This is a genomic window from Novosphingobium sp. FG137 (assembly GCF_057809735.1).
In genome coordinates this window covers 592641-606045 of sequence record NZ_JBMDKN010000001.1, presented here as the reverse complement: position 1 = coordinate 606045, position 13405 = coordinate 592641, and the positions used below count along the sequence as shown (strand labels likewise).

Annotated in this window: 15 protein-coding genes; 8 read left to right on the top strand and 7 right to left on the bottom strand. The window is 65.6% G+C overall.

Annotated elements, in window-relative coordinates:
• Position 1 precedes the first annotated feature (1 nt).
• The 7 genes from ACODS2_RS02740 (at position 2) to ACODS2_RS02710 (ending at position 6618) form a co-directional block, all read left to right on the top strand.
• A complete protein-coding gene (locus ACODS2_RS02740) occupies positions 2 to 1132 on the top strand; it encodes an HlyD family secretion protein (RefSeq protein ID WP_298167416.1) in 1131 nt (376 codons plus the stop codon).
• Positions 1133 to 1152: 20 nt separating this feature from the next.
• A complete protein-coding gene (locus tag ACODS2_RS02735; RefSeq protein ID WP_488997466.1) occupies positions 1153 to 2514 on the top strand; it encodes an efflux transporter outer membrane subunit in 1362 nt (453 codons plus the stop codon).
• 183 nt (positions 2515 to 2697) lie between these two features.
• Complete coding sequence (locus tag ACODS2_RS02730) at positions 2698 to 3996, top strand: acetamidase/formamidase family protein (protein WP_488997465.1); 1299 nt, start codon at positions 2698 to 2700, stop codon at positions 3994 to 3996.
• Positions 3997 to 4174: 178 nt separating this feature from the next.
• Entirely contained in the window at positions 4175 to 5395 is a 1221-nt protein-coding gene (locus tag ACODS2_RS02725) for an aromatic ring-hydroxylating oxygenase subunit alpha (protein ID WP_488997464.1), read from the top strand.
• 22 nt (positions 5396 to 5417) lie between these two features.
• Positions 5418 to 5792 carry a hypothetical protein gene (locus tag ACODS2_RS02720; protein ID WP_488997463.1) on the top strand — a complete coding sequence of 125 codons (375 nt, stop codon included), beginning with the start codon at positions 5418 to 5420 and terminating at the stop codon, positions 5790 to 5792.
• Between the two features lie 2 nt (positions 5793 to 5794).
• Complete coding sequence (locus ACODS2_RS02715) at positions 5795 to 6277, top strand: nuclear transport factor 2 family protein (RefSeq protein WP_488997462.1); 483 nt, start codon at positions 5795 to 5797, stop codon at positions 6275 to 6277.
• A 41-nt stretch (positions 6278 to 6318) separates the two neighbouring features.
• On the top strand, positions 6319 to 6618 hold the full coding sequence (locus tag ACODS2_RS02710) for a non-heme iron oxygenase ferredoxin subunit (protein ID WP_488997461.1): 300 nt from the start codon (positions 6319 to 6321) through the stop codon (positions 6616 to 6618).
• A 4-nt stretch (positions 6619 to 6622) separates the two neighbouring features.
• On the opposite strand, the gene pcaD is transcribed toward ACODS2_RS02710, so the two are convergent.
• Genes pcaD through ACODS2_RS02680 form a run of 6 tightly spaced genes read right to left on the bottom strand, consistent with a single transcriptional unit; the run spans position 6623 to position 11158 of the window.
• Positions 6623 to 7408 (bottom strand): 3-oxoadipate enol-lactonase, encoded by a 786-nt coding sequence (pcaD, locus tag ACODS2_RS02705; RefSeq protein ID WP_488997460.1) that lies wholly within the window; start codon positions 7406 to 7408, stop codon positions 6623 to 6625.
• Between the two features lie 22 nt (positions 7409 to 7430).
• Positions 7431 to 8081, bottom strand: a complete 651-nt coding sequence (locus tag ACODS2_RS02700; RefSeq protein WP_488997459.1) for a 3-oxoacid CoA-transferase subunit B — start codon at positions 8079 to 8081, stop codon at positions 7431 to 7433.
• Entirely contained in the window at positions 8081 to 8788 is a 708-nt protein-coding gene (locus tag ACODS2_RS02695; protein WP_488997458.1) for a CoA transferase subunit A, read from the bottom strand. The genes ACODS2_RS02700 and ACODS2_RS02695 overlap by 1 nt, the downstream gene beginning before the upstream one ends.
• A complete protein-coding gene (locus tag ACODS2_RS02690) occupies positions 8785 to 9690 on the bottom strand; it encodes a dioxygenase family protein (RefSeq protein ID WP_488997457.1) in 906 nt (301 codons plus the stop codon). The genes ACODS2_RS02695 and ACODS2_RS02690 overlap by 4 nt, the downstream gene beginning before the upstream one ends.
• Before the next feature lie 20 nt (positions 9691 to 9710).
• On the bottom strand, positions 9711 to 9995 hold the full coding sequence (catC, locus tag ACODS2_RS02685) for a muconolactone Delta-isomerase (RefSeq protein WP_488997456.1): 285 nt from the start codon (positions 9993 to 9995) through the stop codon (positions 9711 to 9713).
• Positions 9995 to 11158 (bottom strand): muconate/chloromuconate family cycloisomerase, encoded by a 1164-nt coding sequence (locus tag ACODS2_RS02680; RefSeq protein ID WP_488997903.1) that lies wholly within the window; start codon positions 11156 to 11158, stop codon positions 9995 to 9997. Before ACODS2_RS02680 ends, catC begins: the two co-directional genes overlap by 1 nt.
• A 101-nt stretch (positions 11159 to 11259) precedes the next feature.
• Between ACODS2_RS02680 and ACODS2_RS02675 the strand changes: the two genes are divergently transcribed.
• Positions 11260 to 12165: a LysR family transcriptional regulator gene (locus ACODS2_RS02675; protein ID WP_298167387.1), complete on the top strand. Its 906-nt coding sequence runs from the start codon at positions 11260 to 11262 to the stop codon at positions 12163 to 12165.
• Here ACODS2_RS02675 and ACODS2_RS02670 read toward each other — a convergent pair.
• Complete coding sequence (locus ACODS2_RS02670; protein WP_488997455.1) at positions 12162 to 13388, bottom strand: NAD(P)/FAD-dependent oxidoreductase; 1227 nt, start codon at positions 13386 to 13388, stop codon at positions 12162 to 12164. The two genes, ACODS2_RS02675 and ACODS2_RS02670, sit on opposite strands and share 4 nt — an antisense overlap.
• Positions 13389 to 13405: the final 17 nt, after the last annotated feature.

Here is a 13405-nt window from a genome sequence, read left to right as displayed (position 1 = left end):
CATGACCGAGACCGCCACCATCACCGCTTCGCCGCCCGGTACCGCCGCCGATCCGCAAGTCGCGGCCACACCGCCCGCAGGCTGGAGCCCGCCCACCAAGAGCCGGACGACGGTGGCGATCATCATCGTGGTGGCGCTGCTGGCGATCATGGCGCTGCTCTATGCGTGGCGCCTCCCGCCTTTTGCCGGGATCACCGAAGCGACCGACAACGCCTATGTGCGCGGACGGGTGACGATCATCGCGCCGCAGGTCAGCGGTTATGTGACATCAGTGCCGGTGCAGGATTTCACTGAGGTGAAGGCCGGGCAGATCATCGCGACCATCGACGACCGCATCTACCGCGCGCGGGTGGCGCAGGCCGAGGCCAACGTCGCGGCACAGGAAGCCGCACTGGCCAATTCCGCGCAGGCCCAGCGCTCGCGCGAGACGGCGACGCTCAGCCAGGATGCCGCGATCGCCAATGCCCACGCGCAGCTCGATCGTGCCCGCGCAGACATGAAGCGCGCAGATGCCCTCGTGGCCGACGGATCGATCTCGGAGCGCGAACGCGACCAGACCCACGCTGCGCTGATGGCTGCGGAAGCCGGGGTGCGCCAGGCCGAGGCAGGACGCGCCATCGGGACGCAAGATGTGCGAACCGTGGTCGTCGGACGCGACGGCCTGCGTGCGGCGGTCGAGGCGGCAAAAGCGCAGCTGCGGCTGGCGCAGATCGATCTCGAAAACACCGTGATCCGCGCGCCGGCCGATGGCCAGCTTTCCGAGATCGGCGTGCGCAATGGCGCCTATGTCACTCCGGGGACCCAGCTCGTCTTCCTTGTTCCCCACGATGCTTGGATCGTCGCCAACTTCAAGGAGAGCCAGACGCGTGCCATGGCGGTCGGCCAGCCTGCCACGTTCCGCGTCGATGCGCTGGGCGGGAAGGTGCTGACAGGCCATGTACAGAACATCTCCCCCGCTGCCGGATCCGAATTTGCGGTGATCAAGGCTGACAATGCGACCGGCAATTTCGTCAAGGTCGCGCAGCGGATCGCGGTGCGCATTGGGGTAGACCCCGGACAGGCGGCGGCGCGGCGGCTGCGGCCGGGCATGTCGGTCGAAGTGTCGGTGGACACACGCGCGATGGGGCAATGATGATGCGCGCCGCCCTTCTCATGCCTGTCCTGCTTTTGGGCGCCTGCGTTTCCGGCGGGCAGCCGCAGAACGCGCCGCCGATAGCGCCGCCGCCTGCGTGGCGCGGCGCGGCCGATCAGGGTGGCGGCGCCATCGATGCGCAGTGGTGGCAATCCTTCGGCGATCCGGCGCTCGCGCAGCTGGTCGAGCACGCCGTCGCCAACAACCCGGATGTCGCCATCGCCGCCGGGCGAGTGCGCGAAGCGCGGGCCAATGTGGCGCTGGCGCGCGCGCAGCTTCTGCCCACGCTCGATGCAGGCCTGGCGGGCGGCCATTCGCGCACGGTCAGCGCCTTCGGCACCCCGCTCAATCAGGACTTCGCCCAGCCGCAGCTTTCCGCAAGCTACGAAGTGGACCTGTTCGGCCGCCTCGCTGATTCCGTGACGGCGGCGCGCGCCGCCTTCCTCGCGAGCGAGGCCGCGCATGACAGTGTGCGGCTGGCTGTGGCAGGGGCTGTGTCCAGCCAGTACATCGCTCTGCTCGGCCTCGATGCGCGGCTGCACGTCGCAAGAGAGACGCTGGCCGCCCGCGCCGAGTCCCTGCGCATTGCCCAATCGCGCGACCGGGCAGGCTATTCGCCGAAGCTTGAGCTGCAGCAGGCCCGCGCCGAATATGACGCGACCGCGCAGATCATCCCGCAGATCGAGGCCGCGATCCGGCGCAACGAAGACAGCCTGAGCCAGCTTTCCGGGGAAACCCCCGGCGCAATCGAACGCGGCAAGCCGCTCGCCAGCCTTGCCGTGCCTGCGGTACCCGCCGGGCTGCCTTCGGCCCTGCTCGAGCGCCGCCCGGACATTGCCCAGGCGGCAGACCAGCTCGCCGCCACCGACGCAGCGCTTTCCGCCGCGCGCAAGCGCTTCCTGCCGCAGCTGCGCCTCGGGCTGAGCGGGGGGCTGGCGATTTCGAGCCTGCTCGCTGATCCCATCACGCTCTGGCAGCTCGGCGGCAGCGCGCTTGCACCGATCTTTGCTGGCGGGCGCCTGCGCGCAGGGGCCGAAGCCGCGGCGGGGCAGCGCGATCAGGCCGCCTTCGCCTATCGCCGCGCCGTGCTGCAAAGTTTTCGCGAGGTCGAAGACGCGCTGGCCTTCATCAAGGGCATCGACGAGCAGATCGCGCTCGCCCGGCACCAGCGCGATACCTTGGCCGAGGGGCTGCGGCTCGCCACCAATCGCTACCGCGCTGGCTATTCGGGCTATCTCGAACAACTCGACGCGCAGCGCGGGTTGCTGAGCGCGGATCTGGCGCTCGTCAGCCTCGAAACCGATGCGCTGACGGCGCGCGTGCAGCTTTATCAGGCGCTGGGCGGCGGCTGGACAAGGACAGCGGCTGCCTTGGAAAGGTGATGGGCACGGACTGACCCGGCCAACCCGTGATCGGAGGGCTGCCATCGGCGCTTTGCTTCGCTGAGCGGCTAATTCCTGCGCTGGCAGCCTTTTGGCCGCATTCATCCCCCTCGTATGACTGCCGATACCGAGCGCTGAGTCCGCTTGGCACAGAGGTAGTCACCGGCCTCAGGGAGCATGATCATGGCGAGCGTTCGCGACGAGGTTGGAGTTTACGAATATAGCGGCGGCATCGTCGGGCCCGGCATCGCACCGGCTGCAATCGTGCGCGATGGCGGCGTCATCCGCACGGGGACGCCGCCCGGATGCTGGGGTCCGATGATCACGCCGAAGTTTCAGGGCGGGCACGAAGTAACCCGGCCCGTGCTCGTCGAAGGCGCTGAAGTCGGCGATGCGATCGCCATCCGTCTGCGCAAGGTTCGGGTCACTTCGCTGGCGACCTCGTCGGGCGTGATGGAGTTCGTCGATGGCCGCTATGTCGGCGATCCGTTCGTGGCCAAGCTGTGCCCGGCCTGCGGCACAACCGCGCCCTCCAGCCATGTCGAGGGCATTGGCGACGATGCCGTGCACTGCGACAGCTGCGGCGCAGAGGTGAGCGCATTCCGCTTCAGCAATGGTTACGTGATCGTCCTAGATCGCGAGAACCAGGTCTCGCTGACCGTGAACAAGCAGGTGGCAGAGGCGCTGGCGCAGGACGCGAAAGTCAATTCCGCCCTGCCTGAGGCTTCGGCCCAGCACTCGATCCTCTCGCTGGCCCGCGCAGACATCGCCGGCCTCGCCGCCCGCATGCGGCCTTTCCTCGGCAACATCGGCACATCGCCCTCACGCGATCTGCCGGATTCGCACAATGCCGGGGACTTCGGCACCTTCCTGCTCGATGCCCCCCATGGCTACAGCTTTTCGCAGGAGGAACTCGACCAGCACAAGACCGACGGCCACATGGACACGAACAGCGTCCGCGAGGGCGCGATACTGATCTGCCCGGTCAAGATTCCGGGGGGCGGGATCTACATGGGCGACATGCACGCCCAGCAGGGCAACGGGGAGATCGCCGGCCATGCCACCGATGTCGCCGGCGAGGTTGAACTACAGGTCGAGGTGATCAAGGGCCTCGCGCTCGATGGCCCGATCCTGCTGCAAAATCTCGACGATGTCCCGTTCCTCGCCCGTCCGCTCGATGCCGCCGAACGGGACGCGGTGATCGCACTCGGCGCCAGGTATGGCCAGAACGAGATCGAGGACAACGCACCCATCACCTTCATCGGATCGGGAGCAACCCTCAACGATGCGACCAAGAACGGCCTCGATCGCGCGGCGCGGATCACCGGCATTCCCTATGACGAAGTGATGAACCGCGCGACCATCGCGGGGTCCATCGAGATCAGCCGGCTTCCCGGTGTGGTGCGGGTCACCTTCATGTGCCCCAAGACGATCCTCGCCCGGCTCGGCATCCTTCATCTCGTCGAGGAACAGTACGGCTGAGCGCATTTGTGCGCCCCGCGTGCAGGGCGGTGCAGTCGCGGGATAGCGATGCAGCAGACCGCAAGGCTAGCTCATCGGCGCAGGATTGCTGAGGGGGAGGCAAGTCCCCGCGCAGCACAGGTCCAACCCATCAGCGCGCCCGGTTCGATCCGAGGGTGACAGGCGCAGGAGAGCGAGCATGGCAACAGAGGCACTTCAGATCGACAAGGAACCCGGCCGCTGGGCGCGCAAGTACCCCGATCTTGGCCAGGAACCGCTTCCGGTCGCGCCCTACATCGACCCTGCGTACTACGAGAAAGAAAAAGAGAAGATCTTCAAGAAGCAGTGGCTCTACGTCGCGCTTGAACGGGAAGTTCCGGAGGTGGGCTCGTACAAGGTCCGCCGGCTGGACCTCGCCGATGCCTCGGTGATCATCATGCGCGGGAAGGACAAGGTCATTCGCGCGTTCCACAACGCCTGCTCGCACCGCGGAAACACCGTGGTGACCGAGACCGGCCAGGAAACCTACGGGCGCAATCGCGCCGGGGTGGTCACCTGCCGGTTTCACGGCTGGGTCTACAACGCGCAGGGCGAGCTGGTGAACGTGCCGCAGGAAGAACGCTTCTACAGCTGCTTCGACAAGGCTGAGAACGGCCTGACCGAAGTCCATTGCGATACCTGGGCCGGGTTTGTCTTCGTCAACGTCGATCCCGGCCCGGTCCAGTCGCTCAAGGACTTCCTTGGCGGCTATGCCGATCATTTCGGCGGATTCGATTTCGCCGCCTGCGACCATGGCTTCACGTATCACACGACGCTCAACTGCAACTGGAAGGTCGCATCGGACGCCTTTGCCGAAGCTTACCATGTTGACACCATCCACGCCGGGTCCTTCCCCAACGTGTTCAAGGGGCCAATCGAGGATGTAGAACTGTTCGGGCCGCACCGGACTTGCTCGGTCAGGCTTCAGATCGAAAACCTGCCGCAAACCCCGATCGGCGATCTGGCCAACGAGCGTTCACGCGGATCGCTGGCCGCGCAGGGTGGAGCCTCAAGCCTGCCGCCAACACTCAACCCCAACCGCGAGCCGGACTGGGCGTTCGAGCTGAGCGTGCTGTTCCCCAGCGTGCTGCTGCACGTCTCCGAGGGCATCTGGTTCACCCACCAGTTCTGGCCGATCGCGCACGACAAGACGCTGTGGGAAGGCAAATATTACCTGAAGAAGCCGCGCACCTACAGTGAGCTGTGGGGCTTCGAACGGTCGATGGTTCTCCAGCGCAATGCCTGGCTGGAGGATACCGCGACGATGGAAGACACCTACCGCGCCATGCTTTCGGGCGCGAAGAAGGTCCAGCACCTGCAAGATGAAGAGATCCTCATCCGCCACAACTGCAAGGTTGTGGACGATTACGTCAACGCCTGATCCCGCTGGAAGGACCCTGATCATGAACCAGCCAATGACCGTCCCCGCCGGGTTCGAGGCGCTGATCCCCTTCGCACGCTGGAACCTTGGCACTGCGGACGAGCGCACCTGCGCGCGCCGCGAAGCGAGCGAAGCGGACCTTCACGCCCTTTATGGCGGCGTGCTGCCGCACATCGAGGCGATCCTTGATGCCTGCGACGCCTTCCCGCTCGGCGAGCTGCCGGAATCGCATCGTGGCATTTTCAACATTGCGCTGTCGATGGCCGAGGTCGCGCCGCACATCGAGTTCTACCGGGGCCAGGTGGGGGTGCCGTACGCCTTCGAGGAACAGCGCTTCGTAGCGGTCCACGGCCGCGACCAGACCTGGCAGGCGCTTGCGCCCAACGGACCGCGCTGATCGTGCCCGCCGAACTCGAACTGCGGCTGCGGCGCATCGAGGCCTGCGAGGCGATCCGGAAACTGATCGCGACTTATGCCGTGGGTGCCGACCGCAAGAACGATCCCGCCATCCTCGCGCCGCTGTTCCATCCTGATGCCGAATGGCAGCTCGACGGCGTTGCGCACCTGAAGGGGCGCGACGCGATTGCCGCCGGCTTGTCCGAACTGGCGCAGGGCTTCGTCACATGGTCGCTGCACTACATGGTCTCGCCGCTGATCGAACTCGGGCCGGATGCGACCACCGCGACCTGCCGGTGGTACCTGTGGGAGCTCGCAACCATGAGGCGGGACGACGGCAGCGCGTGCGATACCTGGTACGGCGGCTGGTATGACAGCGAACTCAGCGAGCACGGCGGTGAGTGGCGGTTCGACCGCGTGCGGCTCGATCCGCGCCTTTCCAGTCCGGCAGCGGCGCCGTGGGCCGGCAAAGTGCCCATGGCCTGAGCGTTCGTGGCTGACCATCCGATTTTAAGGAGACCTCTGTGTTGACACTGTGCCGGGCCGCCGACGTGCCTGCCGACGAGCCCTTGCGGGTGGAGCTGGACGATGGCCACGCGCTGGCTGTCTATCGCTGGAAGGACGGCTTCTACTGCACGGACGACCTGTGCAGCCATGGCGAAGCCTCGCTGTCGGAAGGCTATGTGGAGAATGGCCAGATTTTCTGCCCGTTCCACATGGGATCGTTCTGCATCAGCACGGGCGAGCCGCGCGCGGCGCCCTGCTCGGTGCCGATCCGAGCCTACGACGTGACCGAACAGGACGGCGAACTGCGCATCGAGCGCTAGAGCATCAGCCAAGAAATGCGAGAACAGCCTCGGCAAAAGCCGCTGGCTGTTCGATGTTGGACAAGTGGCTTGCATCGAGCGAAACGAGCGTGGAGCCCTCAATTGCCTGATGGATCAAGGCCGCATGCTCGGGCGGGGTTGCCGGGTCCTGCAACCCGCTGATCACGAGCGTGGGCTGGTCGATGAGCGGGATGATGCGGCGCAAGTCCATGTCACGGATCGCGGCGCAGCACCCGGCGTAACCCGCGGGGTCGGTGCCTAGCAGGGTCTGGAGGACTTGGGCCGTTGCCGGGCTGCCGGCAAACGCCGGGGTGAACCAGCGTGCGATCACCGCATCGGCAATCGCGGCCATGCCTTCGCAGCGCACGCGGTTCATCCGATCCTGCCAGCCGGTGGGCGGCCCCATGAAGGCCGATGTGTTGGCAAGCACCAGCCGCCGGACCCGTTCGGGCGCGAAAACGCCCAGCCATTGCCCGGTCATGCCCCCCAACGAGAGGCCGCAGAAATCGACCTGATCAAGGCCAAGGGCATCGAGCAGATTCACCACGTCGCGCCCCAGACGATCGAGGCCGTAATCACCCTGGGTAACGGCTGACTGGCCGTGACCCCGCGTATCATAGCGCAGGACGCGGTAGCGGGCGGTGAACGCCGGCAGCTGCGGTTGCCACATGGCGCGGTTGGTGCCCAGCGAATTGGACAGCATGAGGACGGGGCTATCGGCTGGCCCTTCGAGGGTCCAGGCGATGGCCGCGCCATCGTTCATCATCGCCAGGCCGCTGCTGTGTATCATTGTCTCACCTGTAGGAGTTGGTTCAGCCAGCCACGCCGGTCAAATCGAGCGACGCGATGGTGCGGTCGCGGACATTCTCGATCGAGACGCCGGGGGCGAGTTCAAGCACCTTCAGCTGGTCCTCGCCGCGCGTGCAGGCCAGGACCGCCAGATCGGTGATGATCAGGTCCACCACCCCGCGCCCGGTGAGGGGAAGCGAGCACCGGGAGACGATCTTGGGTGAGCCATCCTTGCTGCAATGGTCCATGATCACGACCACCCGCTTTACCCCGGCGACAAGATCCATCGCCCCGCCCATGCCCTTCACCATCTTGCCGGGGATGGTCCAGTTGGCGATATCGCCGCGTGCGCTGACTTCCATGGCGCCGAGGATGGCAACGTCGATATGCCCGCCGCGGATCATCGCAAAGCTGGCGGATGAGGAGAAGAAGCTCGACGAGGGCAGCTGGGTGATCGTCTGCTTGCCCGCGTTGATGAGATCGGGATCGACTTCATCGTCGAAGGGGAACGGTCCCATCCCGAGCATGCCGTTTTCCGATTGCAGCGTTACATGGACGCCCGGCGGAATGTGGTTTGCGACGAGCGTGGGGATGCCGATGCCAAGGTTGACGTAGGCACCATCGCGCAGTTCGCGGGCCGCCCGTGCGGCCATCTGATCGCGCGACCAGGGCATCAGGCCGGCTCCCGCTGGCGCACCGTGCGCTGTTCGATCCGCTTCTCGTTGATCGTGCTGAGAACCACCCGGTCAACATAGATGCCAGGTGTGTGCACACAGTCCGGATCGATCGCGCCTTCGGGGACGATTTCCTCCACTTCCGCCACGGTCACCCCGCCAGCTGTCGCCATATCCGGGTTGAAATTGCGCGCGGTCTTGCGGAACAGCAGATTGCCTGCCGTATCGGCCTTCCAGGCCTTCACGATGGACAAGTCCGCCCTGAGCCAGGTTTCCCGCACATATTCCTCGCCTTCGAACATCTCGGTCGGCTTGCCCTCGGCGACCACCGTGCCGACGCCGGTGCGGGTGTAGAACGCCGCAATCCCGGCCCCCCCTGCCCTGATCCGCTCGGCCAAGGTGCCCTGCGGGTTGAGTTCAAGCTCGAGTTCGCCTGATAGGTATTGCTGTTCGAACAACTTGTTCTCACCAACATAGGAGCTGATCATCTTGCGGATCTGCCGGGACTGCAGCAGCATCCACAGCCCGAACCCTTCCGCGCCCGCATTGTTCGAGATCACCGTCAGGTTCCGCACCCCGCTGGCGCGGATTTCAGGGATCAGACTCTCGGGATTTCCAGAGAGCCCGAACCCGCCCGACATGATCGTCATGCCATCGAACAGCAGCCCTGCAAGCGCCGCCGCAGGAGACGCAAAGACCTTGCTCACGCGGCTGCCCGTGGGCGCTGCGAGAAGCCTTGTTCATCGGCCGAGCGGGCCTTCTGCATGCGGAAGTCGAAGGCGATATGGGCGCCGTCGCCGGTCCGTTCGGGCACAGGCAGCAGCCCCTCGCGCGTGCCGAACGCGAAGTCGTCGCGTGCGTGCGGATCATCGCCGAAATTGATCTGGGTGGTCAGGGTGCGATACCCCGGCGCTTCAAGGAAGAAATGGACGTGGGCCGGGCGGTTTCCATGCCGGCCGAGCGCGTGCATGAGCTGCTCGGTCGCGCCGCCGGGGGGGCAGGCATAGCCGCGCGGCATCTTGGAGCGGAATGCGTAGCGGCCATCGGAACCGAGCTTGATCCGGCGGCGGTTGTTGAACGGCGATTGCGCGCCGGTCGGGTCGAAGTGCGAGTAGAAGCCCTTGGAGTTGGCATGCCAGACATGGAGCACCGCATCCCTCACCGGTTCGCCGTCCGGCCCGGTCACAGTGCCCGACATCGTCAGGGTTTCCGTATCATCGGGATCGGTGGTCAGGTTCACGTCGTTGGTGCGGGTAAGGTCACCATCGACGAGCGGGGCCCCCGCCACATAGAGCGGCCCTTCGATCGTGCGCGGGGTACCGCCGCTGACGCCGGCCTCTGCGTCCTTGGCATCCATGTGCAGATCGAGGAAGTGCTCGATCCCGATCCCCGGTGCGATCAGCCCGAACTCCTGCGCGCCGTTCTGGAGGAAGGACAGTCCGGCCCAGAACTCGCCTTCGGAAATGTCGTGCTTCTCAATGGTGACGGCGAGCGCCTCAAGCAGATCGCGCAGGATCGCCTTCAGCCGCGCGTTGCCGCCGGTCTGATCCAGCCCGGCGGCGCGGTCGAACAGGGCCTGCACGGCCGGTGATTTCACGATGTCGGTCATGGCATCCTCCTCGTTGCGGGTCAGTCGGCGGAAATGGCAGAAGGGTGGCGGCACAGGGCCGTCACCTCGGTGGTCATGTAGGGGAACAGCGGGAGGCTGATCATCAGTTCGTGGAGTTCGGCCGCATCGGCGACATCGAAGATGCTGACGTTCGCGTATTGTCCGGCGATGCGCCAGAGGTGCCGCCACTTGCCGCTGCGCTGCAGTTCCTCCGCCCGCGCTTTCTCGATGGCCTTGAGTGCGTCAAACTTCGCAGGATCGAGCTCGTGGGGCACGTGCACATCCATTTTTACCATGAAAAGCATCAGGTGTTCTCCTGTCGTCCGGGCGTGCTGACCGTTCTTGACGGCGCATCGCGGCGAAAGCGGTTGATCTTGTCGAGATCGAGACTGAGTCCGAGCCCCGGCGCAGCGGGTACCGTCAGGGCAAAGTCGCGATATTCGAGCGGTTCGGTCAGAATGTCTTCGGTCTGGAGGAGCGGCCCGAACAGTTCCGTGCCCCAGCCGAGCGAGGGAAGTGTCGCGAACAGGTGCGCCGATGCTGCGGTGCCGATGCTGCCTTCCAGCATCGTGCCGCCGTAGATGCCGATCTGCCCGGCCTCTCCGATCGCCGCAACGTCGCGCGCCGCGAACAATCCGCCAGCCTGCGCCGGTTTGATCGAGAAGGCATGGCAGGCCCGGGCGGCGACGTAGTCGATCGCATCGACCGGGCCGCGCAAGGCTTCGTCCGCCATTATGGGGAGGGGCGAATGCCTTGTCAGGTGAGCCATCCCCAGGCGATCGGCGCGGGGCAGTGGCTGCTCGATCAGATCGACGCCGGCGTCGGCGAGCATGGCGGCGCCGCGCAGAGCCGTGACCGCATCCCATGCCTGATTGACGTCGACCCGCACCGAGGCCTCGTCGCCCAGCGCCCGCTTGATCGCGGCGACATGCGCGACATCCTGACCCAAAGCACGCTTGCCGATCTTCAGCTTGAAGATGTTGTGCCGCCGGCCGGCAATCAGGGCCTCCGCCTCGGCAATATCCTTGGCGGTGTCACCACTCGCAAGGGTCCAGAGTACCGGGATCCGGTCGCGCTGGCGCCCGCCCAGAAGCGTGGTGAGGGGTACCCCGAGCCTCTGCCCCTGAATATCCAGCAGCGCGGTCTCCACCGCGTTCCTGGCGAAGTGGTTGCCGACAATGGTGCTGCGGATCGGCGCCAGCTGCGCGGCCGGATCGATCAGCATCTGACCTATCAGCAAGGGCGCCATGTACTGGTCGATCGTCAGCTTGATCGATTCCGGGCTCTCTTCGCCATAGGCCAGTCCCCCGATCGTCGTGCCTTCGCCGAGCCCGATGACGCCATCGGAGGTGTGAATGCGGACCAGCGTCATGCTCTGTCGGCTGATCGAGGTCATGGCCAGAACATGGGGTCGAATTGTCGGTACATCGACAATCCAGGTATCGATGTGCGTGATCTTGACTGTCATGACAGGATGGTCTTTGAAGCTGAGAGAGACTGAAAACAGGTCAATTTTTGCCAACTGACCGTGAATGACCCCCGCAAACGGCAAGACCTTGAGGGTATGATATGGATCTCAGGCGCCTCAGGTACTTCGTCGCCGTCGCCCGGGAGCGGAACTTCACCCGCGCGGCGCAGCTCCTCAACATGGCCCAGCCGCCACTCAGCCGGCAAATCCGCCTGCTCGAGGAAGAGGTCGGGGCCGAGCTGGTCGACCGGTCGAGCCGCCCCTTGAAGCTCACCGAAGCGGGTCGTCTTCTGCATGAGCAGGCGGTCCAGGTGCTGGCCGGGATGGAGCAGATCCAGTCGATGGTCGGCCGCCTGTCCGATCAGGGCGGGCGCCGGTTCGTGATCGGGTTCGTCGGCTCGACGCTCTACGGCCTGCTTCCGCAGGTGATCCGCCGCTTTCGCGAAGAGTCGATCAGCGCGGACGTTTCGCTGCTGGAGTGTTCTTCGGTCGAACAGATCACGGCGCTCAAGGAAGGCCGGATCGATGTGGGCTTCGGCCGCTTGCGCGTGGAGGATCCGGCGGTTCGCCGCATCGTGCTGGCGGACGAACCTCTGGTCGCGGCGGTTCCGGCGGATCACCATCTCGTATCGGTTGGCCGCGCCGTGCACTTGTCCGAATTGCTGGTTGAACCGCTGATCGTCTATCCAAGGCCGGCACGCCCGAGCTACGCGGATCAGGTGCTGGGCGTGATCCATGACCTTGGCCTGACGCCCGCCAAGATCATGGAAGTGCGCGAACTCCAGACCGCGATCGGCCTGGTCGCCGCCTATGCCGGTTTTGCCGTTGTCCCGGAGTCGGTGCAGCGTCTGCGCCGGGATGATGTCCGCTATCTGCCGCTTGCGGACCGCGGCGCCCGCTCGCCGATCATGATGGTCCATCGCTCGGGCGACGTAACGCCAGAACTGGCGACGCTGATCCGGATCAGCTGCGAGATCCACGCGAGCGCTGCGCACGGCCACGGCTAGGCGAACGCCCGGAGGGAGACGGAGGTGTCGCTGACAAGCTCCCGGTCAAGGCTTGCCCGGGTTCCGATCAGCTTGCGAGCAGCCATGAACTCGCGGGCATTGTTGATGCAATCGACCGCGATCATCCGGCCTTCGCGCAGATAGACGATCGAGAACGGGCCGTGGTCCAGATCGCCGCGCACCACAAAGTCGTCTGCATCCCGCGCGATCCCGGCCGATTGCAGCCTCAGGTCGTACTGTTCTGACCAGAATGTCGGCACGTCCTGATAGACCCGCGTTTCGCCCATGATCGTCATGGCGGCCACTGCGGCGGAATCCTGGGCATGCTGCACGGATTCGAGGCGCCACATGCCACCCGCGAAGTCGTTGGGATGGCGCGCGCAATCGCCGATCGCGAGGATGCGGGGGGCTGAACTGCGGAAGTGGGCGTCCACCACAACGCCGCCATGGCAGGCAATGCCGGCAGCCTCGGCAAGCGCGGTCTCGGCATCGATCCCGATCCCGACGATGACCGCATCCGCCGCCACTTCGGTGCCATCATCCAGCACCACCGCCTCGACGCGTTCATGGCCTGCGAGCGCCGATACGGCTCGCCCGAGGTGGAAATCCACGCCATGGCGCCGGTGCACGTTTTCGAAGAAGCGGGATACGGGCGCGGAGGTCACCCGCGAAAGGACCCGCTGCTGCGCCTCGATCACCGTGACGGACTTGCCCAGAGCGCGCGCGGATGCAGCCACTTCAAGCCCGACATAGCCGCCCCCGATCACCGCGATGTTCTGCGCGGTGGCAAGGTGCTCGCGGAGGCGCTCCATATCGGCGTGACCTCGCAAAACATGGCTGCCCGGCAGATCAGCGCCAGGACAGGTAAGCGCCCGCGCCCTTCCGCCCGTGGCAAGGACGCACCAGTCGAACGCAATGGTCCGGCCATCGGACAATGCCGCCTTTCGCTCCAGCGGATTCAGGGCGACAACTTCCACGCCGCTCACAAGGTCGATTTCGGCATCAGCCCAGAAGTGGCGGGGACGCAGCAAGGGCGCTTCCGCTTGCGCTGCATCGAGCAAGCAGAACTTCGAAAGCGGCGGGCGCTCGTAGGGCAGGCGCGCCTCGTCATTGACCAGCATGATCGGGGCGGCATAGCCAGCCTGACGCAACTGCGCAGCAACGGCCGCGCCGGCGTGCCCTGCCCCGACCACGAGCACGCCCGTTGTCATAGTCTTCCGCATGGCCACTCCCGGATCTC